General features: G+C 66.5%; 22 protein-coding genes. 11 read left to right on the top strand and 11 right to left on the bottom strand.

Going from position 1 to position 23,326, the window contains the following annotated elements; translation table 11 throughout:
• Positions 1-25: 25 nt before the first annotated feature.
• Positions 26-1,255 (bottom strand): sigma-54-dependent transcriptional regulator, encoded by a 1,230-nt coding sequence (locus AC0IPL_RS09770; protein ID WP_474274029.1) that lies wholly within the window; start codon positions 1,253-1,255, stop codon positions 26-28.
• A complete protein-coding gene (locus AC0IPL_RS09765; RefSeq protein ID WP_474274027.1) occupies positions 1,252-2,991 on the bottom strand; it encodes a sensor histidine kinase in 1,740 nt (579 codons plus the stop codon). The genes AC0IPL_RS09770 and AC0IPL_RS09765 overlap by 4 nt, the downstream gene beginning before the upstream one ends.
• A gap of 58 nt (positions 2,992-3,049) precedes the next feature.
• Here AC0IPL_RS09765 and AC0IPL_RS09760 point away from each other — a divergent pair, with 58 nt between their 5' ends.
• Positions 3,050-4,231, top strand: coding sequence for a cytochrome P450 (locus AC0IPL_RS09760; protein WP_474274025.1), 1,182 nt, complete (start codon positions 3,050-3,052; stop codon positions 4,229-4,231).
• Positions 4,232-4,313: 82 nt separating this feature from the next.
• Here AC0IPL_RS09760 and AC0IPL_RS09755 read toward each other — a convergent pair whose 3' ends face one another.
• The gene (locus AC0IPL_RS09755; protein ID WP_474274023.1) at positions 4,314-4,790 is read right to left on the bottom strand and encodes an Lrp/AsnC family transcriptional regulator; all 477 of its coding nucleotides are present in this window, start codon (positions 4,788-4,790) and stop codon (positions 4,314-4,316) included.
• A 147-nt stretch (positions 4,791-4,937) separates the two neighbouring features.
• On the opposite strand from AC0IPL_RS09755, the gene cobA reads away from it, so the two are divergent.
• From cobA to AC0IPL_RS09720, 7 genes are all read left to right on the top strand, one after another.
• Complete coding sequence (gene cobA, locus AC0IPL_RS09750; RefSeq protein ID WP_474274022.1) at positions 4,938-5,756, top strand: uroporphyrinogen-III C-methyltransferase; 819 nt, start codon at positions 4,938-4,940, stop codon at positions 5,754-5,756.
• Entirely contained in the window at positions 5,756-6,064 is a 309-nt protein-coding gene (locus AC0IPL_RS09745; protein ID WP_474274020.1) for a DUF2849 domain-containing protein, read from the top strand. Before cobA ends, AC0IPL_RS09745 begins: the two co-directional genes overlap by 1 nt.
• Positions 6,057-7,721, top strand: a complete 1,665-nt coding sequence (locus tag AC0IPL_RS09740; protein ID WP_474274018.1) for a nitrite/sulfite reductase — start codon at positions 6,057-6,059, stop codon at positions 7,719-7,721. The genes AC0IPL_RS09745 and AC0IPL_RS09740 overlap by 8 nt, the downstream gene beginning before the upstream one ends.
• Before the next feature lie 2 nt (positions 7,722-7,723).
• On the top strand, positions 7,724-8,485 hold the full coding sequence (locus AC0IPL_RS09735) for a phosphoadenylyl-sulfate reductase (protein ID WP_474274016.1): 762 nt from the start codon (positions 7,724-7,726) through the stop codon (positions 8,483-8,485).
• A gap of 5 nt (positions 8,486-8,490) precedes the next feature.
• Positions 8,491-8,886: a DUF934 domain-containing protein gene (locus AC0IPL_RS09730; protein ID WP_474274015.1), complete on the top strand. Its 396-nt coding sequence runs from the start codon at positions 8,491-8,493 to the stop codon at positions 8,884-8,886.
• A 145-nt stretch (positions 8,887-9,031) separates the two neighbouring features.
• The gene (locus AC0IPL_RS09725; RefSeq protein WP_474274013.1) at positions 9,032-9,898 is read left to right on the top strand and encodes a ferredoxin--NADP reductase; all 867 of its coding nucleotides are present in this window, start codon (positions 9,032-9,034) and stop codon (positions 9,896-9,898) included.
• 204 nt (positions 9,899-10,102) lie between these two features.
• Positions 10,103-10,675 (top strand): hypothetical protein, encoded by a 573-nt coding sequence (locus AC0IPL_RS09720; RefSeq protein WP_474274011.1) that lies wholly within the window; start codon positions 10,103-10,105, stop codon positions 10,673-10,675.
• Between the two features lie 91 nt (positions 10,676-10,766).
• Here the strand turns inward: AC0IPL_RS09720 and AC0IPL_RS09715 are convergent, their stop codons facing one another.
• The gene (locus AC0IPL_RS09715; protein ID WP_474274009.1) at positions 10,767-11,453 is read right to left on the bottom strand and encodes a hypothetical protein; all 687 of its coding nucleotides are present in this window, start codon (positions 11,451-11,453) and stop codon (positions 10,767-10,769) included.
• 358 nt (positions 11,454-11,811) lie between these two features.
• On the opposite strand from AC0IPL_RS09715, the gene infC reads away from it, so the two are divergent.
• On the top strand, positions 11,812-12,369 hold the full coding sequence (gene infC, locus AC0IPL_RS09710) for a translation initiation factor IF-3 (protein WP_474274258.1): 558 nt from the start codon (positions 11,812-11,814) through the stop codon (positions 12,367-12,369).
• 79 nt (positions 12,370-12,448) lie between these two features.
• On the opposite strand, the gene AC0IPL_RS09705 is transcribed toward infC, so the two are convergent.
• The 7 genes from AC0IPL_RS09705 to AC0IPL_RS09675 form a co-directional block, all read right to left on the bottom strand.
• On the bottom strand, positions 12,449-13,237 hold the full coding sequence (locus tag AC0IPL_RS09705) for an FAD binding domain-containing protein (protein ID WP_474274007.1): 789 nt from the start codon (positions 13,235-13,237) through the stop codon (positions 12,449-12,451).
• Positions 13,238-13,323: 86 nt separating this feature from the next.
• Positions 13,324-15,693: a xanthine dehydrogenase family protein molybdopterin-binding subunit gene (locus AC0IPL_RS09700; RefSeq protein ID WP_474274005.1), complete on the bottom strand. Its 2,370-nt coding sequence runs from the start codon at positions 15,691-15,693 to the stop codon at positions 13,324-13,326.
• Between the two features lie 112 nt (positions 15,694-15,805).
• On the bottom strand, positions 15,806-16,291 hold the full coding sequence (locus AC0IPL_RS09695; protein WP_474274003.1) for a (2Fe-2S)-binding protein: 486 nt from the start codon (positions 16,289-16,291) through the stop codon (positions 15,806-15,808).
• A 162-nt stretch (positions 16,292-16,453) separates the two neighbouring features.
• Positions 16,454-17,455, bottom strand: coding sequence for a molybdopterin-binding protein (locus tag AC0IPL_RS09690; protein ID WP_474274001.1), 1,002 nt, complete (start codon positions 17,453-17,455; stop codon positions 16,454-16,456).
• Positions 17,452-18,444, bottom strand: a complete 993-nt coding sequence (locus AC0IPL_RS09685; protein WP_474273999.1) for an XdhC family protein — start codon at positions 18,442-18,444, stop codon at positions 17,452-17,454. Before AC0IPL_RS09685 ends, AC0IPL_RS09690 begins: the two co-directional genes overlap by 4 nt.
• 90 nt (positions 18,445-18,534) lie before the next feature.
• A complete protein-coding gene (locus tag AC0IPL_RS09680; RefSeq protein ID WP_474273997.1) occupies positions 18,535-19,785 on the bottom strand; it encodes a vWA domain-containing protein in 1,251 nt (416 codons plus the stop codon).
• Between the two features lie 61 nt (positions 19,786-19,846).
• Positions 19,847-20,755 carry an AAA family ATPase gene (locus AC0IPL_RS09675; RefSeq protein WP_474273995.1) on the bottom strand — a complete coding sequence of 303 codons (909 nt, stop codon included), beginning with the start codon at positions 20,753-20,755 and terminating at the stop codon, positions 19,847-19,849.
• A 269-nt stretch (positions 20,756-21,024) separates the two neighbouring features.
• On the opposite strand from AC0IPL_RS09675, the gene AC0IPL_RS09670 reads away from it, so the two are divergent.
• A complete protein-coding gene (locus AC0IPL_RS09670; protein ID WP_474273993.1) occupies positions 21,025-22,071 on the top strand; it encodes a glycosyltransferase family 2 protein in 1,047 nt (348 codons plus the stop codon).
• A 180-nt stretch (positions 22,072-22,251) separates the two neighbouring features.
• Positions 22,252-23,208: a phosphoadenosine phosphosulfate reductase gene (locus AC0IPL_RS09665; protein WP_474273991.1), complete on the top strand. Its 957-nt coding sequence runs from the start codon at positions 22,252-22,254 to the stop codon at positions 23,206-23,208.
• Positions 23,209-23,326: the final 118 nt, after the last annotated feature.

Genomic DNA, 23,326 nt, shown 5'->3' with positions numbered 1-23,326 from the left:
CCCGCATATGACAACCCGGCGCCCGTCAGCGGCGATAGTCCTCGGGGCGGATGCCATAGCGGGCCAACTTATCGTAGAACGTCTTGCGGGGCAGCTTGAGGGTTTGCGCCGCCACAGCCGCGCGCCCGTTGGCCCGCCCCAGCGCCGCGATCAGCAGCGAGCGCTCCACCTGCGCCATCTGTTCCGCAAGGCCCAGCCCCGCGCTCGCCGCCGCCTCCTCGGGCATGCCCAGCACGAACCGCATCGCCGCCGACATCAGTGACCGGGTATTGCCCGGCCAGTCCTGCGCCATCAAGGCCGCCAGATGCTCCTGGCTGATCTCCGGCGGCTGGATGCCTGCCTGTTCCGCCGCCTGCGCCACGTAGTGGCGAAACAGCACCGGAATATCGCCGGGCCGTTCCGCCAGCGAAGGGATGCGCACCCGCATCACGTCAAGCCGGTAGAACAGATCGGCGTTGAAGGCGCCCTGCTCCACCTGCCCGGCCAGATCGGCGCTGGACCCCGCGATCACCCGCGTCCCCGCGCCCTGTTCCAACTGCCCCAACAGCGCATATTGCGCCGCCTCGGGCAGGCTTTGCACCTCGTCGAGAAACAGCGACCCCCCGGCGGCGTCCTTGCACAGGCTGACGACATCGGCCTGCCCCAGCCCGGCAGCGGCGCGTTTCACGAAGGGGCCCTGGCCGACCGGAGACATCAGGTGGATGACCTCCGCCACCTTGGAAATGCCGCTGCCCGGCGGCCCCGAGACCAGCACCTCAGCCCCCGTGGGCGCCACCGTGCGCACCCGGCGCCGCAGCGCACTGGCCTGCGGCGAACTGCCGAACAGCAGCCTTGAGGCCGGATCGCCGGTTTCCAGCTGCTGTTTCAAGCGGCGGTTCTCCAGCACCAGCGCACGGGTCCGCAGCGCGCGTTCCAGCACCGGCAGGAAATCGGCGGCCGCGCAGGGTTTCTCCAGAAAGTCAAAGGCGCCGCGCGACATGGCCCGCACTGCCATCGGAATGTCGCCCTCGCCGGTCAGCAGCACCACCGGCAGCTCCGGGTCGACCTCATGGGCATAGTCCAGCAGGTGAAACCCGTCCCGTCCCGGCATCCGGATGTCGGACACGATGATGCCGTCAAACGCCCGCGTGATCAGATCCTTGGCCGCCACGAACGATCCGGCGGTGACCGCCTCCAGCTCGTTCAGCTCCAGCGTCTGCGCCAATGCCGCCCGCACCGCGGCATCGTCATCCACCAGCAACACCCTGCGCGTCATGCCGCCTCTTCCTCTTTCCAGTATTCCAGCTCCACCGTGAACACCGCCCCCCACTCGGCATTGGTACCGCGAATGTTGCCGCCAAAGCTTTGCACCAGACCATAGGAAATGGACAGCCCCAGCCCCATGCCTTCGGAGGTGCCCACCGCCTTGGTGGAATAGAACGGATCAAACACCTTTTCCGGCTCCTTCAGACCGGGACCGACGTCCTGCACACAGACCGACAGCCGCGCGCCGTCTTGAACGGCCAGCCGGATCACCCGCTCCTCCTGATCCAGCATCGCATCCACCGCGTTGTTGATAAGGTTCACGAAGACCTGCGTCAGCCGCACCTCGCCGCCGCGCACAAAAACCTCTCCGCGCGGCTGCGGCGCCCAGTCCAGGCGCACGGAACAGTCGCGCAGCCGCGTCTGGGTCAGCTCCACCGCATCCTCCAGCACCTTGGCCAGATCGACCCGGCCCACCGGCTCGCTCTCGTTGCGGGCAAAGGCGCGCAGGTTCTTGATGATCCGCGCCATCCGCGCCGCCATGTCGGAGATCCGTACCAGGTTCTCGCCGGTGCGCTCAGCCTTGCCGCGGGCCAGAAAGGCGGCCCCGTTGTCCGCATATTGCTGGATCGCCATCAGGGGCTGGTTCAGCTCATGGCTAATCCCGGCCGACATCTGCCCCAGCGCCGACAGCTTGCCCGCCTGCACCAGATCCTGCTGGGCGCGCTTCAGCGCCGCCTCCGCCTCCTCGCGCTCGCGCACCTCGCGGCGCAGCTGGGCGTTGGCCGCCGACAGCGCCTCGGTGCGCTGCGCCACCCGGCTTTCCAGCACCGCATTGGCCTCGGCCAGGGTGCGGCGGCGCTCCATCACGAAAAACAACATGGCGCCAAAGGCCAAGCACACCGCCGCCAGCGCCGCCGCCTGCAAGGCCGCAATCCGCCGCGCCGGGGCCACATCCACCAGGATCTCGCCAGTCATCCCGATCACCGGCAGCGCCACCGACAGATGCAGCGCCCGCGTCGGCAGATAGGGGCTGCCCGCCAGCCGCCAGATCTCATGCCCACCGGTGCGCCAGCGCTCCAGCACCTGCGGGCCCGCAGCCCCTGCACCCTCCGCCTGCCGGTTCCAGAACAGCAGTTCCGAGCGGTTGGAGATGAACACTTCGCCGCTGGCAACGGTAAAGAACACCGCCGGCAGGCTGCCGCGCCAGGTCTGCTCCACGTCCTCGATATCAGCCACCACCACCAGCGCGCCGCGCACCCGCCCATCGGCGCCAAAGGCCGGTGCCGCGTAGAAATAGGCACGCTGCCCCTCCGGCTGCAAAACGCCGTGACCGGTGCCCAGCGCCCCTTGTCGCGCGCGGCGGAAATAATCCCGCCCCGCCACGCTGCCGCCCGCCACCCCTTCGGCAGCGGCCAGCACCCGGCCGCTGGCATCGGCAAAGAACACATCCAGCGCCGCGGTCTTGTCGGCAATCGCACGCAGCAGATCCGCCGCCGCCGCCCGCGCCACCGGCTCTGACAGGTTGCCCAGCACCGGGTGCTCCGCCGTCAGAACCGCCAGCTCCTGGTAGACCTCCAGCTGGGTGCTGACCCGGTCCGAGGCCAGCGCCAGATCGGCGGCGCTGCGTTCGGCCAGGCTGTCCAGCGCCTGCCGGTAACCATAGGACCAGACCGCCAGCGCCAGTGCCGCGACGGCCAGCAGGAAGCCCACGGGCAGGCTCCAGCGGATCAAGGTTTGTGCTTTCATGCGCGCAAGTTAACAGCCTGCCCCTTGCAAAGACCAGCCATGCCGGCAAAATCACCCCATGCAGATCCTGTCCCAATCCCCGACCGATCCCGGCTTCGTCCAGAACCCCTATCCGTTTTACGCCGCGGCCCGCGCGCAGGGCCAGCTGCACCGCTGGCAGGACTACGGCATGGTCGCCGCCTTCGGTCATGCGGCAGTGCACATGCTGCTGCGCGACCGCCGCTTTGGCCGCGAACTGCCGCAGGAGATGCAGCAGGACGGCCCGGCCCACCTCGCTCCCTTTCTCGCCACCGAGGCGCATTCGATGCTGGACGCCGAACCACCCCGCCACACCCGCTTGCGCAAGCTGGTGATGCGCGCCTTCACCTCGCGCGGGATCGCGGCGCTGCAACCGGGGCTGGAGACGCTGTGCCACCAGCTGATCGACGCCTTCCCCGACCAGCCCTTTGATCTGCTGGACGCCTATTGCACCCAGGTGCCGGTGATCACCATCTGCCGCCTGTTGGGCGTGCCGACCGAAATGGCGCCGCAGCTGCTGGACTGGTCGCACCGGATGGTGGCGATGTACCAGGCCGCCCGCACCGAGGCGACCGAACACGCCGCCGCCGCCGCGGCGCAGGCGTTCACCGATTTTCTGCGCGGCTATATCGACGCGCGCCGCGACGATCCCCGCGACGACCTCATCACCCGGCTGATCGCCGCCGAGGAAGAGGGCGAGACGCTGTCGACGGATGAGCTGATCGGCACCTGCATCCTGCTGCTGAACGCGGGCCACGAAGCCACCGTGCATTCGCTGGGCAACGGCGTGAAGACGATGCTGCAGCAGGGCTGGCAGGCCGAGTGGCTGGCGCCCGAGGGCATCGAGCGGCTGGTCGAGGAGATCCTGCGCTACGACCCGCCGCTGCACATGTTCACCCGCTACGCCTATGAAGAGGCGGAGGTTTTCGGCCATACCTTCCAGCGCGGCGAGCAGGTGGCGCTGCTGCTGGCCGCCGCCAACCGCGACCCCGCGGTGCTGGAGGAGCCGGAGCGGTTCGACCCGACCCGCCCCGCCAAGGTGAACAAGAGCTTTGGCGGCGGGCTGCATTTCTGCGTCGGTGCGCCCTTGGCCCGGCTGGAGATGCAGATCGCCCTGCCGATCCTGTTCGACCGCTGCCCGGATCTGAAACTGGCCGCGGCACCGGAATTCGCCAACAGCTATCATTTCCACGGGCTCACCCGGCTGATGGTGACCGTCTGACTTGGGGCTCTGCCCCAAACCCCGGAGTATTGGCAGACCAGAAAGAAACGCAGGCGCGCGGTTTCTTTCTGGTTCCAAATACTTAACCTCCCGAGGCCTCCAGCGGCAGCATCGTGGTGGATTTGATCTCCTCCATCGACAGCAGCGCCGTCACGTTATGCACCTTCACCTCTGAAATCAGCGCCTGGTAGAACACGTCATAGGCCCGCGCGTTCTGCACCCGCACCTTAAGAATGTAGTCAATGTCGCCTGCCAGCCGGTGCGCCTCCTGCACCTCGGGGCGGTCGCGTAGGGCTTGCAAAAACTTCGCCTGCCACTCCGCCTCATGCTCCGAGGTGCGGATGAGGACAAAGAAACAGGCCTCGAACCCCAGCGCCTCGGCATCCAGCAGCACCGTCTGCTGGCCGATCACCCCCGCCTCGCGCAGCTTGCGGATGCGATTCCATACCGGGGTCTTTGAAGACCCCACCCGGCGGGCGATTTCATCCAGCGACTGGCTGGCATCGCGTTGCAGTTCCGCCAGAATTTTCCGGTCCGTGCCGTCGATCCGCACCGTCATTCCTGTTTTCTCCTTGTCTGAGGATCAATCAGCCCGGCTTGGCGCCGCGCAGAAACCAATGTTCTTATTTGTCCGCCGATATGGCGCAATGGAGGGAATATTTCCTATATCTAGAGCCAAGTCAAACACACCGCAGAGGGGTCAGCAATGTCCGCACCAACCACATATGCCGCGATTGCCAGCGTCAACACCGGTGGTGGCGCGGGCTGTCTGGTCGCGGGCCAGGTGGCCTTTGCCGGATCGGGCCCCGGCGACCCGGAGCTGCTGACGCTCAAGGTGCTGCGCGCCCTGCAAGAGGCCGATGTGATCCTGCATGACCGGCTGGTCAGCGATGCGATCCTGGCGCTGGCCGCTCCGCAGGCGGTGCTGGAGAACGTCGGCAAGGAGGGTTTTGGCCCGCAAGTCTCGCAGGAGGAGATCTGCGCGCGGCTGGTGGCCCATGCCACGGCCGACAAGAAAGTGCTGCGGTTGAAAGCCGGCGATCCCACCCTGTTTGCGCGCCTCGACGAAGAGTTGAGCGCCCTTGAGACCGCAGGCATCGCCAGCCAGATCCTGCCCGGCATCACCGCCGCCTCGGCTGCGGTCGCCGCCATCGGCCAGAGCCTGACCCAGCGCGGGCGCAATTCTTCCGTGCGGTTCCTCACAGGCCACGACATGAAGGGGTTTGCCGATCACGACTGGGCCGCCCTTGCACGCCCCGGGGCGGTCGCCGCGGTCTACATGGGCAAGAAATCTGCCCGCTTCGTCCAAGGTCGGCTGATCATGCACGGCGCTGACCGCGCCATGCCGGTCACCCTTGTCGAAAACGCCTCGCGCCCCGAACAGCGGGTGCTGGAAACCACGCTGGACCGCCTGCCTGCCGATCTCGACGCCGCCGGGCTGGACGGTCCTGCCCTCACCTTCCTGGGGCTTGCACCGCGCAAGGCGGCCGCGGCCCTCACCGACCTCAAGACGGAGCTTGCATAATGCCTCGCCCCTTTACGCCCAAAGTCATCACCGCCAACGATCTGCTCGAAGGCGACGTGATCTATTTCACCGCCGAGAACACCTGGACCCGCGACATGGCGCAGGCCGAGCTGATCACCGACGAGGCCGAAGCCCAGCTGCGGCTGCTGGAGGCGGAGAAGCAGAACCTCAAGATCGTCGGCGCCTATCTGGCGGACGCCAAGGCCGGCCCGAACGGTCCCGAACCGACCCACTTCCGCGAGGAATTCCGCCGCACCGGCCCCTCGAACTACTTCCACGGCAAGCAGGAGGCGCAAGCTAATGTATAAGTACAACGAGTTCGACGAAGCCTTCCTGGCGGAGCGCAACGCCCAGTTCCGCGCCCAGGTCGCGCGCCGCATCGACGGCTCCCTCACCGAGGACGAGTTCAAGCCGCTGCGCCTGATGAACGGCGTTTATCTGCAACTGCATGCCTACATGCTGCGGGTGGCGATTCCCTATGGCACGCTGAACTCCGGCCAGATGCGCACCCTCGCGCTCCTGGCCGAGAAGTGGGACAAGGGCTACGGCCATTTCACCACCCGCCAGAACATCCAGTACAACTGGCCCAAACTGCGCGACCTGCCCGACATGCTGGACGCGTTGGGCGAGGTTGGCCTGCACGCGATCCAGACCTCCGGCAACACCATCCGCAACACCACCGCGGATCATTTCGCCGGGGCCGCCAAGGATGAGCTGATGGACCCGCGCCCCTACGCCGAGCTGATCCGCCAGTGGTCCACCGACCACCCGGAGTTCCAGTTCCTGGGCCGCAAGTTCAAGATCGCCATCACCGGCAGCCCCAACGACCGCGCCGTGACCAAGGCGCATGACGTTGGCCTGCGCATGGTGCAGCGCGACGGCGAGACCGGTTTCGAGGTCATCGTCGGCGGCGGTCTGGGCCGCACCCCGCTGGTCGGCAAGGTTCTGCGGGAGTTCCTGCCGCAGGCCGATCTGCTGCCCTACCTGGAGGCGATCCTCAGCGTCTACAACGTGCTGGGTCGGCGCGACAACAAGTACAAGGCGCGCATCAAGATCACCGTGATGGAAAACGGCATCGACACGTTCCGCGCCAAGGTGGAAGAAGCCTTCCTGACCCTGCGCAGCCAGTTCGACGGCACCGATCAGGCGCTGCTGGACGACATCAAGCAACACTTCGCGGCCCCCGATTTTCGTTCGGGCAGCACCGAGGCCTTTGATGCGGCCTATGAAAGCGACCCGGTCTTCCGTGCCTGGGCCGACACCAACCTGGCCGTGCACCGCAAGGACGATCACGCCATCGCCACCATCTCGATCAAGGCGCATGGCGCAACGCCGGGCGATGCCACCGCCGAACAGATGCGCGTGATGGCGGATCTGGCCGAGCAATACGCCTATGACGAGCTGCGCATCAGCCACCAGCAGAACGTGATCCTGCCGCATGTCCACAAGAATGACCTGCCCGCGATCCACGCCAAGCTGAAGCAACACGGGCTGGCCACCGCCAACGTCGGCCTGATCTCGGACATCATCGCCTGCCCGGGCATGGATTACTGCGCGCTGGCAACCGCGCGTTCGATCCCGGTGGCGCAGGAGATCGCAACCCGTTTTGACGAACTGAAGATGGAACACGACGTCGGCCATCTTCAGATCAAGATTTCGGGCTGCATCAACGCCTGCGGCCATCACCACGTGGGCCATATCGGCATCCTCGGACTGGACCGCGCAGGGGTGGAGAACTACCAGATCACCCTGGGCGGCGACGCCACCGAAACGGCCGCCATCGGCACCCGCACCGGCCCCGGTTTCGCCTATGACGAAATCGTGCCCGCGGTGGAACGCATCGTCGAGGTCTACATGGCGCAGCGTGAAAGCGCTGACGAGACCTTCCTCGAGACCTACCGCCGCATTGGCATGGAGCCCTTCAAGGCAGCCCTCTACCCAGAGGCCCAGAAAAAGGTCGCCTGACCATGTTCGACACAGCCGGAAAACAGCCCGCCGGGGGGGGTGACCCCGCCCGCGACCGGGCGCTGGCCGCCAAAGCGGAGGCGCTGAACGCGCGCTTCCGCCACCATTCGGCCACCTCGGTGATGGAGGGCGCGCTTCGGGACGCAGGGCACATCGCCCTGGTCTCCTCTTTCGGCGCGGAATCCGTGGTGCTTTTGCATATGGCCGCGGTCATCGACCCGATGACGCCGGTTGTCTTTGTGGACACCGAACTGCTGTTCACGGAAACGCTGATCTACCAGCAGGAGGTGAGCGAGCGGTTGGGCCTGCGCAACGTGCGTATCATCCGCGCCGATGACATCGCCGAGAAAGACCCCTATGGCGCCCTGCGCTTCAGCGACAAGGACGCCTGCTGCACCCTGCGCAAGACCGTGCCGCTGCAAAAGGCGCTGGATGGCTATGACGGCTGGATCACCGGCCGCAAGCGGTTCCAATCCGGCACCCGCGCCGCGCTCGATTTCTTCGAGGTCGAGGACGGCACCGGGCGTCTGAAAATCAACCCGCTGGCCCATTGGGCGCCCGAGGACGTGCGCGCCTACATGGACGAAAACCGCCTGCCCCGCCATCCGCTGGTGGCCAAGGGCTACCCGTCGATCGGCTGCGCCCCCTGCACCAGCCCGGTCAAGGAAGGCGAAGACCCCCGCGCCGGCCGCTGGCGCGGTGAAAACAAGGAAGAATGCGGCATCCACGTGGTGGATGGCAAATTCGTACGCACAGGAGCGTAAACGAGATGACTGTTATCGTGACCGACACGGGCTTTGCGCCCGACGACTGGACCACTGGCTTTGACGGCGCCGATGTGCTGGATCTGACCTCGGACGCCGATCTGGCAGAGGTATCTCTGGACGGTGTGGCGCTGGTGCGGATCCAGTTCCCCAGCTTTGCCGACGGCCGTGGCTTTACCCTCGCCCGTCAGCTGCGGTTGAAGGGCTACACGGGCCGTCTGCGCGCCTTTGGCCATGTGATTGCCGACCAGTATGCCATGGCGCGCCGCTCCGGCTTTGACGAGGTGGAGCTGACGGATGATCTGGCCGCCCGCCAGCCCGAAGAGCAATGGCTTGCCCGCGCCAACTGGAAGGCGCATAGCTACCAGGCCCGCCTGCGCGGCAGCACCGCTGCCCGCTAAGCCAGCCGCCCCCTGAACCGAAAACCTCTTTCCAGAACCCGGACCCGGCCCCTCGCACCGGACGGGTTTTGCGAAACAGGGGGTTTTCCTGACCTGTATCAACGACTAATCAGAGGTGCCGGCAGATCTTCCGGCAGTGCATGTGATGAATGAGATGACCGCCGTGACCGAGACCGCAACCAACGCCGCGCCCGAAAAGGCCAAGCCGGCCCTGCCCGATGCCCAGACCGTGACCGCGGTCAAGCATTGGACGGACAAGCTGTTTTCCTTCCGGGTGACCCGGCCTGCCTCGCTGCGGTTCCGCTCGGGCGAGTTCGTGATGATCGGCCTGATGAACGATCCCGACCCCAAGACCGGCAAGGTGAAACCGCTGCTGCGCGCCTATTCCATCGCCTCGCCCTCCTGGGACGAGGAGCTGGAGTTCTACTCGATCAAGGTCGAGGACGGCCCGCTGACCTCGCGGCTGCAACACATCCAGCCAGGTGACGAGATCATCCTGCGCCCCAAGCCGGTCGGCACCCTGGTGCATGACGCGCTGCTGCCGGGCAAGCGGCTGTGGCTCTTTGCCACCGGCACCGGCTTTGCGCCCTTTGCCTCGCTGCTGCGCGAGCCGCAGACCTATGAGGACTACGACGAGGTCGTCATCACCCACACCTGCCGCACCGTGGGTGAGCTGCAGTACGGCCGCGAGCTGATCGAGGGGCTGAAGGACGACGAGCTGCTGAATGAGCTGATCGGCGACGGCTTCTGGAAGAAGATCAGGTATTACCCCACAACCACCCGCGAGGAGAGCCCCAAGATGGGTCGCATCACCGACCTGATGCGCTCGGGCGAAGCCTTTGCCGATCTCGGCGTGCCGCCGCTGAACCCGGACACCGACCGCGCGATGATCTGCGGCAACCTGGCCTTCAACCTCGAACTGAAGGATCTGTTCGAGAACACCTACGGGCTGGAAGAGGGCGCCAATTCCAAGCCGCTGCATTTTGTGGTGGAAAAAGCCTTCCTGGACTGATCCGCGCCAGACGCGCGCGCCCGGAATACCGAAACAAAGGTCGCCCCGATGGGGCGGCCTTTTTCCGTGGCATCCAGATATGTGCCCGCTGCGGCTTGCCTTTATTTGGACACGCTTTTGTCCGCCCCGCGTCTTGTCCCGTTTATTATTTGTTGGGAATATTTGCCTACTTCTGTTGCTGAGATCCAGAATGGAGCAGCACCGATGCAGAACGATCCGACCGCCGGCCAGGCGCCCATCTTTTCCTCTGTCCGCAGCGAGGCCGGCAAGGCCCGTGTCAAGGCCGCCGTGAACGGCTTCCAGTCCCGCCCTGACAAGGTGCAGCCCTCCATCCCCGACAAAATCGCCGCCGTCAAAGCCAGCTTTGACCTCAGCGCAGTCTCACCGCAGGACATCGACCGGATGTTCGATGCGCTGGTCGAGGCCGGTCAGCCGGTCACCGCTCCGATGCTGCTGCTGAATTCCATGGGAGCAGCCTTTCGCGGCCGCCTCGCCGCCATCACCGGCAACGACTTTGACGCTGCCCGCCCGATGGACCTGATCGCGGTGGCAAAACTGCAAATTCAGCGCGCCCGCAAACAGGGCGGCAGCAGCGCCAGCTGGGAAGGCTTCCTCGCCTTCCTGTCGCCGCAAGCTGCGGTCCAGGCCCCGGCGGCGCAAGCACCGGCGCGAACATCGGCAGGCCCGTCTCAGGCTCAGGCGCCGATGGCCCATATCGGACAGCTGGCCCAGGCGGCCCAAACGGCGCAGCAGCCCCCGCAGATGCACCCGCACTGACCCGGCCCACCGCCACGGCGGGCCCACCCTATTCGCTTCAACCCGCACCGCGATGCAGCCCCCCTCTGGACGGAGGGGGGCTGACGTCTGTTCAGTTGCTGGCGTCGCTGCCCTCGGCACTGCCGTCGACCGCAGCACCGGTCCCGGCGTTTGCCCCGGCTTCGGCCCCGGCTTCGGCCCCGGCTGCGTCCCCGGATGGGATGCGCAGCAGTTGCTTGGCGCTGTCCGCCGCGTCATTCAGCCCCTCAACCGCACCTTCTGCAGCCCCCTCTGTGGCCACCCCGGTGGCCCCAGACGCTTCAGCCGCCTCTTTTGCAGCCTCTCCTGCAGCCTCGGCCCCGGCCCGGATCGCATCGGCGGCCGCTTCGGCGGCGGTCTCCGCACCGGTCTGCACCGCGCCAGCCGCCGCATCGCCGCTGCCCAGCGTATCGCTTGCGCTGTCGGTGGCGCTGTCGATGGCGCCTTCGACGGCCTCCTCAACGGCGGTTGCCGCCTGAGTCACCGTCTCCCCCACGACGGCCGCGGCTTCGCCCGCCGCCTCGACCGCCGCGCCAACGGCGCCCGCAGCCTCATCCACCGTCTCGTCCACGGTTTCCGGCAGCGCCGTTTCCGCCGCGCGCTCTGTGTCCGGCTGTTGCTGAACGACCACGGGCGCAGGTTCAGAGACCGCGTCGCCTGCGGCCACGGGGGCGCTGTCCGGCGCCTGCTGGCCGCTGATTATCACATAGCCCCCCACCGCTGCGGCCCCCAATGCCGCCAGGATCACCAGCTGTTTCATCACGCTTTCCTTTCTTGTTCCGGCCCCTTACCGCGCCGCAGCCCCGACAGTTGCGCGTCGGCCGCAGTGCGCCTGCGGACGCCTCTACCTTGCCAGATGGCGTCGCGGGCGAGCCTCCTCAAGGGGGAAGTTTGGCCGCGCTGCCTCATGCGCGCAGACCCGCCGCCGCCCGCCGCGGCTGCGAAGACGACTCAGCGCCCCTTTCCCCCGTGCAGCTGGTGAGGTGACGGCGCTGTTTTAACAGCATTTGCAACATGCGGCCTTGAAAAGCGGCTTTCCTGCCGCCATACCGCCCATAGGCCTTGAATCACAGGCGTGGGAGCAGTAGCGTTCCCGCACTTTTTGCAATGACAGAAGGATCACAGTCATAGCCCGCAGACCTCATAACGCGCCGCCGCAACGTGACACCGGCCCGCGCGTCAACGAAAAAATCCGTGCCCCCGAAATCCGCCTGATTGGTGCCGATGGTGAAAACGTCGGGGTTGTACATCCTGCGAAAGCCATGGACATGGCGGCAGAGGCCGGATTGGATCTGGTTGAAATCTCGCCCAACGCCAACCCGCCCGTGTGCAAGATCATGGATTTTGGCAAGTTCAAGTACGAACAGCAAAAACGCGAGAGCGAAGCCCGCAAGAAGCAGAAGATCATCGAGGTCAAAGAGGTCAAGTTCCGTCCCAACACGGACACCCACGACTATGATGTGAAAATGCGCAACGTCTACAAGTTCCTGGAAAACGGCGACAAGGTGAAAATCACCCTGCGTTTCCGTGGACGCGAGATGGCGCACCAGAATCTGGGCCGCGAGCTGCTGGAGCGGGTGGCCGAAGACATCAAGGATCTCGGCAAGGTCGAGAACATGCCCAAGATGGAAGGCCGCCAGATGATCATGATGATCGGCCCGCTGCCGCAGAAATAAGCCGCGCGCGCCCCGGCGCCCGAAAACAAAAGCCCCGCTGGCCATGCCGCGGGGCTTTTGCTTTGCCGCAGGCCGGGGATCAGCCGGCCGCTGCCACCACTGCCCGTTTGGTCATGACGCCAACCAGATGCGCGCGGTACTCCTTGGAGCCATGCAGATCCGCCATCATGTCATCGGCCGCAACCCGCAGCCCCTCCAGCGCATCGGCCGAGAATTCGGCGTCCAGCGCCGCTTCGGCCTCGCTCCAGCGGAACACGCCCGCTTCCGAGGCGCCGGTAACCGCCACCCGCACGCCCGCGGCGTATTTGGCAACAAACACCCCAACCAGCGCAAAGCGGGAGGCGGGCTGCACGAACTTCTGGTAGCTGGCCTTTTCCGGCACCGGAAAGCGCACCGCGGTGATGATCTCCCCCTCCTCCAGCGCCGTTTCAAACAACCCGCGGAAATAGTCATCTGCGGCAATTTCGCGGGTGTTGGTGACGATGGTGGCGCCACTGCCGAGGGCCGCCGCCGGATAGCAGGCGGCCGGGTCATTGTTGGCCAGAGACCCGCCGATGGTGCCGCGGTTGCGCACCGCCGGATCGCCGATATGGCTGGCCAGCTTTGCCAGCGCCGGATAGCTGCCGCACCCATCCGCCACCGCGGCATGGGTGGTCGCAGCCCCTATGGTCAAAACCCCGTCGACGTCGTTGATGCCCTGCATCTCGGCAATGCCCGTAAGGCTGACCAACGTCGACGGCATCGCCAACCGCTGCTTCAGCGTCGGGATCAGCGTCTGCCCGCCGCCCAGCGCCTGAGCGTCTTCTTCCGCCAGGGCGGCAATCGCCTCAGCCACGGTCGAGGGTTTCTCGAACTCGAATTCATACATTGTCGCTTCCTTTCCAAAGAGCCCTCATGCCCTTCTTCTGGTCAAAAATCTCCCGGGGGTGCGGGGGCAGAGCCCCCGCGAAGGCGTCAACCATGCATCGCCGCCCAGACCCGCGCGGGGCTCAGCGGCATGTCGATATGGGTCACAGCCTTGCCCGCCGATTGCAGTGCATCCACCACCGCGTTCACCACCGCGGGCGGCGATCCGATCGCCCCGGCCTCGCCGCAGCCCTTCACCCCCAAGGGATTATGGGTGCAGGGTGTCTGGCAGGAGTGATCGACCTGGTAGAACGGCACATCATCGGCCCGCGGCATCGCGTAATCCATAAAAGACGCTGACAACAGCTGCCCGTCGTCGTCATAGGCGGCGTTTTCGAGCAGCGCCTGCCCAATGCCCTGGCCCAGCCCGCCATGGACCTGGCCATCGACGATCATCGGATTGATGATGTTGCCGAAATCATCCGCCGCCGAGAACCGCGCGATGGTAACCTTGCCGGTGTCGGGATCCACCTCCACCTCGCAGGCATAGGCGCCCGACGGGTAGGTAAAGTTCGCCGGGTCGTAAAACGCGGTTTCCTCCAGCCCCGGCTCCAGCTCCTCCAGCGGGTAGTTGTGGGGGACATAGGCCATCAGGGTGACATCGCCCCAGGCCACCGATTTGTCGGTGCCCGCAACGGTGAACTGGCCGTCCTTCAGCTCGATATCCGCGTCCGAGGCCTCCATCAGATGGGCGGCGATCTTCTTGGCCTTGGCGATGATCTTCTCGGTCGCGCGCACCATCGCCGAGCCGCAGACCGCGATGGACCGCGAGCCATAGGTGCCCATGCCAAAGGGCACCCGCCCCGTGTCGCCATGCACGATGTCGACCATGCTCTCGTCGATGCCGATCATCCCGGCCACCACCTGCGGAAAGGAGGTCTCATGCCCCTGCCCGTGGCTGTGCGCGCCGACAAAGACGCTGATGGTGCCGGTGGCATTCACCCGCACGGTGGCGGCATCATACAGCCCCGCGCGCGCGCCCAGCATGCCGACGATGTTGGAAGGCGCGATGCCGCAGGCCTCGATATAGCAGTTGACGCCAAAGCCGCGCAGCTTGCCGTTCTTTTCGCTTTCTGCACGGCGCGCGGCAAAGCCTGCGACGTCGGCGACCTCTTCCAGCTTGTCCATGGTGGCGACGTAATCGCCGGTGTCATAGGTCAGCGCCACCGGGGTTTCATAGGGAAACTCGATGATGAAGTTCTGCCGCCTGAGCGCAATCGGGTCGGCCCCCAGCTCGCGCGCGGCCTTGTCGATGACACGCTCCAACTGATAGGTCGCCTCCGGTCGGCCCGCGCCGCGGTAGGCATCGACCGGCACTGTGTTGGTGAACACCGTCTTGACGTTCACCTGCACCACCGGCGTCCTGTAATTGCCCGCCATCAGCGTGCCATGCAGATAGCTCGGCACAGAGGTCGAGAAGGTCGACAGATACGCCCCCATGTTGGCCATCGTGTTGGTGCGCAGCGCGGTAAAGTTGTTGTCCGCGTCCAGCGCCAGCTCGATCTTGGTCACATGATCGCGGCCATGGGCGTCAGAGATGAACGCCTCGGACCGGGTGGAGGTCCATTTCACTGCCCGCCCGCAGGCCTTGGCCGCATGGGTGCAGAACGCCTCCTCGGCGTAGTGAAAGATCTTGGAGCCAAAGCCGCCGCCCACATCCGGGGCCACCACGCGGACCTTGTGCTCCGGCAGGCCCAGCACAAAGGCGCACATCAACAGGCGGATCACATGCGGGTTCTGGCTGGTGGTGTGCAGCGTGTATTCGTCCGTTCCGCGGCTGTATTCGCCGATGGCCACGCGCGGCTCCATCGGGTTGGCAACCAGCCGGTTGTTGACCAGCTCCAGCGTTGTAACATGGGCCGCCGCATCAAAGGCCGCCTGCACCGCCGCATCGTCGTCATTGCCGAACACCCAGTCATAGCAGAGGTTTGACGTCAGATCCTCATGCACCTTGGCGCTGTCCTCCGCCAATGCCGATGCCATGTCGACCACCACCGGCTTGTCGCTCAGCTCCAGCTCAATCGCCTCGGCGGCGTCGCGGGCCTGTTCCAGCGTGTCCGCAACCACCGCCGCCACGATCTCGCCCACGTGGCGGATGGTGCCATCGGCGATGATCGGGTGGCGCGGCTCCTGCTGGGGGTTGCCGTGGCGGTCGGTCACGCCCCAGCCGCAGGGGATGCCGCCGACCTCGGCGAAATCGGCACCGGTGAAGACCTTCACCACGCCGGGCATCGCCTCGGCGGCGCTGGTGTCGATGGAATTGATGGTTGCATGGGCCACGTCGGCGCGCAGGAAATGCACATAGGCCTGGCCGTGCACGTTGATGTCGTCGGTGTAGTTGCCAGCGCCGGTCAGGAACCGGATGTCCTCGCGCCGCTTGGGGCTCGCGCCGATTCCGCTGTCGTTGTCCTTGGGCATGTCTGAAGTCTCCTCCCTGGAGGCTGCGGCCTTTGGCGCAGCTCTTGGTATTCACTCCTTTTGCAGGTCAGGCCGCGCACCGGCCTGCGGTCGTCGCATATGGGGGCTGTGGCTATTCCGCCGCGATGGCGGACACATCCTGCCCCGAGGCCGCCAGGATCGCCTTGACGATGTTGTGGTAGCCGGTGCAGCGGCACAGGTTGCCCTCGAGGTATTCGCGGATCTCCGCCTCGGTGGGCTTGGGGTTGTCCTTCAGCAGCGCCGCCGCCGACATCACCATGCCCGGCGTGCAGAAGCCGCATTGCAGACCGTGGTGGTCCTGGAACGCCTGCTGGATGGTGTTCAGCGAGCCGTCGGCGTTGGCCTGCCCCTCGATGGTGGCGACCTCGGCGCCTTCGGCTTCCTGTGCCAGCATGGTGCAGGATTTCACCGCCTTACCGTCCACATGCACCACGCAGGCGCCGCACTGGCTGGTGTCGCAGCCCACATGGGTGCCGGTCAGCCCCAGCTCTTCGCGCAGGAACGACGACAGCAGCGTGCGCCCTTCCACCTCGCCACTGGCAGCCTTGCCGTTCACGGTCATTGTGACCTTGGCCATTATACCCTCCCTTAGCTTGATTTTTGTCTGGCTGAGCAGAGTTAAGCACGGGGCGCGCGCTGTGCGAAGTGTTTTTGCCCCTCTGGTCAGGGTAAAATTCACGTCAACATCGCTTACCTATGGTTGCAAGCTCCGCGCCCGGCAGACCTGTGCGCACGACGCTCAGCCCGTGGCCGTGCGGCGCGGCATCGGACGGGTGGGGATTTCCTTCAGCAGCCCGCCGATGCCCATGGCGGCGATATCCTGTGACGAGACCTCAAGCCCGCAGATCACCCGCTCCAGCACCCAATCGGCACCGTTCAGCGCAGGCGAGCGCGCACAGCCCGGCAGGCCGATCACCGGGCGGTCGTGAAAGCTGCCCAGAAACAAGAGGTTGCCCGGATCGACCGGCATGCCAAACCGGCTGACCCTGCCGCCCGCCTGCCGCAGCGCCTGCGGCGCCACATCGCGCGGGTCAGAGGTTGCAGAGCCGGTCAGCACCAGCAACAGCTCCCCCGGCGCCTGCGCAATGGCCGCGGCCAGCTCCGCCTCCCGGTGCGGCACAACCACCCGGTCCGACAGGGCAACACCCAGACGGTGCAGCCGACCCGCCATGGCGGCGCGGCCCTTGTCCGAAGGCAGGCCCTCGCTGACGCGGGTTTCGATCAGGCTGGCGGTCTTGATCACCGGCGGCAGCACCCGGATTGCCCCGGCCGCATCCACCCCGGCGTGCTGCACCGCAGACCGGGCAACAGCATAGGAAATCACCTTGATCGTGGCGATCATGCCGCCGGCATCGGCGCGGTGGTAATCCGGCACCGTGGCGATGGTCAGCATCGGATCAACAGTGTTGACCCCCTCCAGCCGCGCACGGTCCAGGCGCACCAGCCCGGCCTGCGCCGCATAGAGGTTCACCCGCCCGGTGCCCGCACCGGAGATGCGGATCCCCTGCCCCCCCGGATCCGCCACCAACGCCTGCGCGAGCGCCGCCGCCGCCGCGTCTTCGTGCAGATCACCGGCCTCCAGCCGGGCAACGGTCAGCGTGCCATGCCCGGCCTGCGACAGTTCGACAAGGTCCTGCGAGCAGAGCACCGTACCCTTGGCCACCTTGCGGCTAACGCCCTGTAGCGAATGCGCGAGAATGGCGCCCTCGGCGTCTTTCAGGGGGACCGGGCCGAACTTCACGGCTGCCCGCCCGTCGGCCTGCCGCGCAGCACCGCCGTCATCTCCGCGAGGATCGAAACGGCGATTTCGGCCGGGCTGGCGGCGCCTATGTCGAGCCCGACAGGGCCGTGGATGCGGTTGATCTGCGCCTCGGAAAACCCAGCCTGCTGCATCCGGGCCACGCGGGCCGCATGGGTCTTTTTCGAGCCGAGCGCGCCGATATAGAACACCTCCGTGTCCAGCGCCGCGATCAGGGCCGGGTCATCCAGTTTCGGATCATGGGTCAGCAGCACCAGCGCGCTGCGGGCATCCAGCCCCAGCTGCGCCACCGCCGCGTCCGGCCAGTCGTCGATCAGGGTCTCACCGGGGAACCGCTCTGGCGCGGCAAAAGCGCTGCGCGGGTCAATGATGACCGGATCATAACCGGCCAGCCGCGCCATCGGCACCAGCGCCTGGGCGATATGCACCGCCCCCACCACCACCAGTCGCACAGGCGGGTTGTGAACAACCACCAGCGTCTCGCCGTCCTCTTCCACGCCAGACCGGTCCTGCCGCAGCCGGTCAGCATAGCCACCCCGCACCAGCCGCCGCGCGCCGCTGGCGAGGTTGACCTCGTAAGCCAGCGCCTCGCGGTCCGCCCGCGCTTGCACCAGATCCGCCAGCAGCTCCGCGGGCAGCGCAGTGCCGACGGGCTCCACCAGCACCTTGATGGTGCCGCCGCAGGCCAGACCAACGGCAAAGGCGTCTTCGTCGCTGACGCCAAATTCCAGCAGCCGGTGCTGGCCGTCCTGCAAGGCCTCTTGCGCCTCGGCGACCACCGCGCCCTCGACGCAGCCGCCGGAGACCGAGCCTTCGATCCGCCCGTCGCCGCCGACCACCAGCTGCGATCCCGCCCGTCGCGGCGCCGAGCCCCAGGTCTGCACCACCGTGGCCAGAACAGCCCCCCTGCCCGCCTGGTGCCAGTCCAGCGCGGTTTCGGGGGCGGTCTCAAAGCGGGTCGACGGTGGCATCTGCGGATCCTTGGGCTGGGGCGGCTGTGAGGCTGGGCGTGCGTCTAGGGTCGGCTGTAAACCGCTGGATTTCAAGCGGCAACCGCACCCTCAGCGCAGCGCCATCAGGCGGGTCTTTTCACCCGCATCGGCGGGATCGGCGATCAGCCGCGCCAGATCCTGCAGCGACGCTATGGAGTGGCCCGCGCGAAAACTGTCCACATGCGGCAGCATCGCCCGGATGCCGGTGGCCTTGGGCGCAAAGCCGTCCCAGCGCAACAGCGGGTTCAGCCAGATCAGGCGGCGCGCCGACAGCTGCAAGCGCTGCATCTCGCGCGCCAGCGCCTCCCCGTCGCCGCGGTCCAGCCCGTCGGTGATCAGCAGCACCACCGCCCCCTGTCCCAGTACCCGTCGCGACCAGTCACGGTTGAAGGCATGCAGGCAGTCGCCGATGCGGGTTCCGCCCTCCCAGTCCTGCGCCTCGGCGCCCGCGGCCGCAAGGGCCGCATCGACATCGCGCTGCGCCAGATGCCGGGTGATATTGGTCAGCCGGGTGCCGAAGGTGAAGCCATGCACCCGCGCCCAACCCGCGCCGCGGGCATTGGCGGCGGCGTGGAGGAAATGCAGGATGATGCGGCTGTACTGACTCATCGAGCCGGAGATGTCGCAGAGCACCACCAGCGCCGGTTGGCGGATCCGGGGGCGGGCGCGGGCGATGTTTTGCAGCTCTCCGCCCTGGCGCGCGGCGGTGCGCAGGCTGCGCCGCCAGTCCGCCCGACGCCCGCGCGGCGCCGCCATCAGCCGCCGCGACAGCATCGGCGGCACCGGCAGGCGCAGCTGCGCCAGGATGCGCTTGGCGGCGGCGGTCTCGGCGGTGGTCATCTGTTCGAAGTCAAGGGTTCTAAGCCGCTCCTGTGCCGAGGTGGTGCGGGTGGCGTCGATGGCGATTTCGGAGCCTTCTGGGGTTTGCGCCGGGGTTTCGGGCGGCTCCAGCATGCCATCCAGCAGCGCCTCTGCCGCGCGCGTCTCGGCGGGTTTGGCCGGCCGCTCCTGCTGCACCCCGCGGATCGCGGGCAGCATGGCCGCCATCATCTGTTCGAGATAGCGCGGATCGCGCCAGAACAGGCGAAACACCTGCGCAAAGACCGTGCGCTGCTCTGGTTTGGAGACAAAACAGGCGTGCAGAGTCCAATAGAAATCCGCGCGGCTGGTGAAACCGACGGCGCCCACGGCCGCCACCGCGTTCAGCACCCGGCCCGGCCCGATCGCCAGCCCCGCCTTGCGCAAGGCACGGGCGAAATGGGTGATGTTCGCGGCCAGCCGGGGATTGTCCGGCAGGGAAAGCGGCGGATAGTCAGGCACTAGCGTCTATCATGGGGGCGCTGCCCCCATACCCCGGGGATATTTCCGACCAGAAGAAGCATCAGGCGCCTTCCAGACTGGCGCGGGCCTGATCGAGGATGCGCTTGGCCTCGGAGCCGTGCAGGCGGGCGATGTCGTCCTGGTATTTCAGGATCGCACCCAGGGTGTCGGCGATCACCTCGGGGCTGAGCGCGATGACGTCCAGCGCCAGCAGGCAATTGGCCCAGTCGATGGTTTCGGCGACGCCGGGTTTCTTGAACAGATCCTCGGTGCGCAGCGCCTGCACAAAGGCGACGATCTCGCGGCTGAGCTGACGGCTGGCGGCAGGGGCACGGGCGTGCAGGATGTCCAACTCGCGGTCGAAATTCGGGTAATCGACCCAGTGATAGAGGCAGCGGCGCTTCAGCGCGTCATGCACCTCGCGGGTGCGGTTGGAGGTGAGGATGACGATCGGGGGTTCCGGCGCGGTGATGGTGCCCAGCTCCGGGATCGAGACCTGGAAATCGCTGAGCGCCTCCATCAGGAAAGCCTCGAACGGCTCATCCGTGCGGTCCAGCTCGTCGATCAGCAGCACCGGCGCGCCCTGGCTGTCGGGGCGCAGCGCCTGCAGCAGGGGGCGTTCGATCAGGTAGTCCTGGCTGAACAGATCGGCCTGCAATGCGGCGCGGTCGGCCTGGCCCGTGGCCTCGGCGCTGCGGATGGCCACCATCTGGGCGGCAAAGTTCCATTCATAGACGGCGCTCGCGGCGTCCAGCCCCTCGTAGCACTGCAGCCGGATCAGGCGACGGCCCAGCGCCGCGGCCAGCGCCTTGGCGATCTCGGTCTTGCCGGTGCCGGCCTCGCCCTCCAGAAACAGCGGACGACCCAGCTTCAGCGACAGGAACACCACGGTGGCCAGCGCGCGCCCGCAGACGTAGCCCTGGGACGTGAGCATCTGCTGCACCGCGTCGATGCTTTGCGCCTGCGACATGGGCGGTTCTTCCCCTGGTTGCTGATGGGTGTCCTGCCCAACAGGCCACGAGTGCGCTGCCCGGTCAAGACGCGTGTGGCCACACCTGTTGATCACACGCGTCCGGGCACATGCGTCTGGGCGGTTGTAAAACCGCAGCGGCGCGGTAGACTCGACGTCCAGACATGCCCCCGGCCGCCGCCGGGGGCCGCAGGCAACAGGACACGCCCCCACATGACGCCTCAGGTTTCCCCCCTTGCCGCCGCCACCGGCTGTCAGAGGTGAGCGCGATGCGGGCCCTGGCCGTGCTGTGCGTGCGCAACGAAGCCGCCTTTTTGCTGGAATGGCTGGCCCATCATCGGGCCGCGGGGTTCAGCGATTTCCTGGTGCTGTCGAACGACTGTCAGGACGGCACCGACAGGATGCTGGACCGGTTGCAGGAGATGGGGCAGCTGACCCATCTGCGCAACGATGGCCCCTATGACAAGGGCGGCATTCAGTTCACCGCGCTGAAGATGGCTGACAGCCACCCGCTAATGCAATCCGCCGACTGGGTGATGGTGCTGGACATCGACGAATTCGTCTGCATCAAGACCGGCGCCGGGCAACTGACGGATCTGCTGGCGGCGTTGCCGCGGGCGGATGCCATCACCCTGACCTGGCGGTTGTTCGGCAATGACGGCATCGTGCGCTATGAGGATGCGCCGGTGACCGAGCAGTTCACCCGCTGCGCGCCGGAGGTGATCCACTGGCCCTGGCGGGCGGCGATGTTCAAGACGCTCTATCGCAACGATGGCACCTATCGCAAATGCGGCGTTCACCGGCCGCGCGCTTCGCGCGATGCGGACCGGCTGGCGCAGTTTCGCTGGTACGATTGCGAGGGGCGCGCGCTGGGGGATGCATTCCGCAAGCAGCGGCTGTTCAACGATTACGGACGCTCCAACACCCGGCTAGCACAGCTGAACCACTATCCGCTGGGGGCGATGGAAAGCTATGTGCTGAAGGCCGACCGCGGCCGCGTTAACCGGCAGGCGGAGCTGGGCATGGATTACTGGGTCGAGCGCAATTACTGCACCACTGAGGACCCCTCCGCGCAACGTCTGGCCCCCGCCCGCGCCGCGTTGCAAGCCGAGCTGATGGCCGATCCTGCGCTGGCGCGGCTGCATCATGCGGCGGTCGAGTGGCGACACGACCGCTTTGCCGCGCTGATGGAGCAGGAGCCTTACCGCGCGCTGTTTGCCCGGCTGCTGATGACACCGCCCTCGCGCCCGGTCAGCCCGGCGGCAGCGGGGATGCTGCGCGGTTTCGCCCTGCGCGGCCGACGGGATGACAGCTGACACACCGACCGCCCGCGGCCGCCTGCAACGGTTGACACGGATCGGCACATCGCCGCTGAATGGGCGCTGCACCGCCGCATTGGCGCATGAGTTTTTCTAAATTTGGCCTTATTTCCAACCTAGCCTTTAACGGCACGGCAGCCCCGAAACCGCAAGAAGGGGGCAGTAAGGATGGCACAGATGCAGGATGGACTTGATACCCTGGACGAGGACCTTTCCGGGCTGGACACCGCCCAATGGAAGGCCCGCATGGCAGAGCTGGCGGACGCGAACGGCATGTTCCAACCGCTGGGTGATCGGCATTTCGCCACCTTCATCGAACAGGGCGACACGCTGCTGGTCACCTTCGAGACCATGCAGGGCATCCACAACCTGTCCGATCTGGCCCAGCCGCTGGGCTTTGACCTGGTCAAGAACCTGGGCTGGTCACATATGTGCGTGGTTTCCGACGGCGACACCTGGTTTCGCGACGAAGATCTCTATGGCTTCTTCGACCAGTTGATCGACGACGGCTTCTTTGATGAATTCGACAACGTGATCTTTTACGGTGCCGGCCCCTGCGGCTATGCGGCGGCGGCCTATTCGGTGGCTGCGCCCGGTGCGGCGGTGGTGGCGGTGCAGCCGCAGGCCACGCTGGAGCCACGGATGACCGAGTGGGACGACCGTTTCACTGAGCAGCGGCGGCTGTGTTTCACCGACCGCTATGGCTATGCGCCCGACATGCTGGACGCGGCCGAGCGCGCCTATGTGATCTATGATCCGCTGGAACGGCTGGACGCCATGCACGCGTCGCTGTTTGCCCGCAAGAATGTCACCCGGCTGCGCGCGCTGCACATGGGTGAGGCGGTGCAGACCCGGCTGATCGAGATGGACATGCTCTATCACATCCTGTCGATGGCCGGCAGTCGCAAGCTGACGGCGGCGGCCTTCTACAAGTTGTTCCGCAACCGGCGCAACAACTCCTATTTCCTGCGCAACCTCTTGGCCCGTCTGGAGCGGGATGACCGCGCGTACCTGATGATGCTGCTGTGTCGCAACGTGACGGAGCGGATGCGCGCCCCCCGGTTCCGCCGCCGCCTGACCGATCTGGAAAGACGCGCCGCCGAGGGCGAATTTCCGGCGCCTGCAAAACGCTGACGCCTGCGGTTGGCGCCTGTCCGGTCCGGCCCTGCCCTGACCATTCAGGCCGTGACCACCCGGGGCGCAGTCCGGCCCGGCCCACACCTGCCCAGACCAACCCGGCCTGCACCCGCTC

The organism is Leisingera sp. SA32 (genome assembly GCF_056033425.1).
Note: the sequence above shows the minus strand (reverse complement) of the source record. Positions and strands in the feature narration are given on the sequence as shown.

Bases quoted from the DNA above. Each gene is read 5' to 3' on its own strand.
- AC0IPL_RS09720 (WP_474274011.1), top strand. From the start codon at position 10,103: ATGCAGAACGATCCGACCGCCGGCCAGGCGCCCATCTTTTCCTCTGTC.
- cobA (WP_474274022.1), top strand. From the start codon at position 4,938: ATGTCCGCACCAACCACATATGCCGCGATTGCCAGCGTCAACACCGGT.
- AC0IPL_RS09765 (WP_474274027.1), bottom strand. From the start codon at position 2,991: ATGAAAGCACAAACCTTGATCCGCTGGAGCCTGCCCGTGGGCTTCCTG.
- AC0IPL_RS09695 (WP_474274003.1), bottom strand. From the start codon at position 16,291: ATGGCCAAGGTCACAATGACCGTGAACGGCAAGGCTGCCAGTGGCGAG.
- AC0IPL_RS09740 (WP_474274018.1), top strand. From the start codon at position 6,057: ATGTATAAGTACAACGAGTTCGACGAAGCCTTCCTGGCGGAGCGCAAC.
- AC0IPL_RS09665 (WP_474273991.1), top strand. From the start codon at position 22,252: ATGCAGGATGGACTTGATACCCTGGACGAGGACCTTTCCGGGCTGGAC.
- AC0IPL_RS09735 (WP_474274016.1), top strand. From the start codon at position 7,724: ATGTTCGACACAGCCGGAAAACAGCCCGCCGGGGGGGGTGACCCCGCC.
- AC0IPL_RS09685 (WP_474273999.1), bottom strand. From the start codon at position 18,444: ATGCCACCGTCGACCCGCTTTGAGACCGCCCCCGAAACCGCGCTGGAC.
- AC0IPL_RS09730 (WP_474274015.1), top strand. From the start codon at position 8,491: ATGACTGTTATCGTGACCGACACGGGCTTTGCGCCCGACGACTGGACC.
- AC0IPL_RS09725 (WP_474274013.1), top strand. From the start codon at position 9,032: ATGAATGAGATGACCGCCGTGACCGAGACCGCAACCAACGCCGCGCCC.
- AC0IPL_RS09715 (WP_474274009.1), bottom strand. From the start codon at position 11,453: ATGAAACAGCTGGTGATCCTGGCGGCATTGGGGGCCGCAGCGGTGGGG.
- AC0IPL_RS09760 (WP_474274025.1), top strand. From the start codon at position 3,050: ATGCAGATCCTGTCCCAATCCCCGACCGATCCCGGCTTCGTCCAGAAC.
- AC0IPL_RS09670 (WP_474273993.1), top strand. From the start codon at position 21,025: ATGCGGGCCCTGGCCGTGCTGTGCGTGCGCAACGAAGCCGCCTTTTTG.
- AC0IPL_RS09705 (WP_474274007.1), bottom strand. From the start codon at position 13,237: ATGTATGAATTCGAGTTCGAGAAACCCTCGACCGTGGCTGAGGCGATT.
- AC0IPL_RS09675 (WP_474273995.1), bottom strand. From the start codon at position 20,755: ATGTCGCAGGCGCAAAGCATCGACGCGGTGCAGCAGATGCTCACGTCC.
- AC0IPL_RS09700 (WP_474274005.1), bottom strand. From the start codon at position 15,693: ATGCCCAAGGACAACGACAGCGGAATCGGCGCGAGCCCCAAGCGGCGC.
- AC0IPL_RS09745 (WP_474274020.1), top strand. From the start codon at position 5,756: ATGCCTCGCCCCTTTACGCCCAAAGTCATCACCGCCAACGATCTGCTC.
- AC0IPL_RS09770 (WP_474274029.1), bottom strand. From the start codon at position 1,255: ATGACGCGCAGGGTGTTGCTGGTGGATGACGATGCCGCGGTGCGGGCG.
- AC0IPL_RS09755 (WP_474274023.1), bottom strand. From the start codon at position 4,790: ATGACGGTGCGGATCGACGGCACGGACCGGAAAATTCTGGCGGAACTG.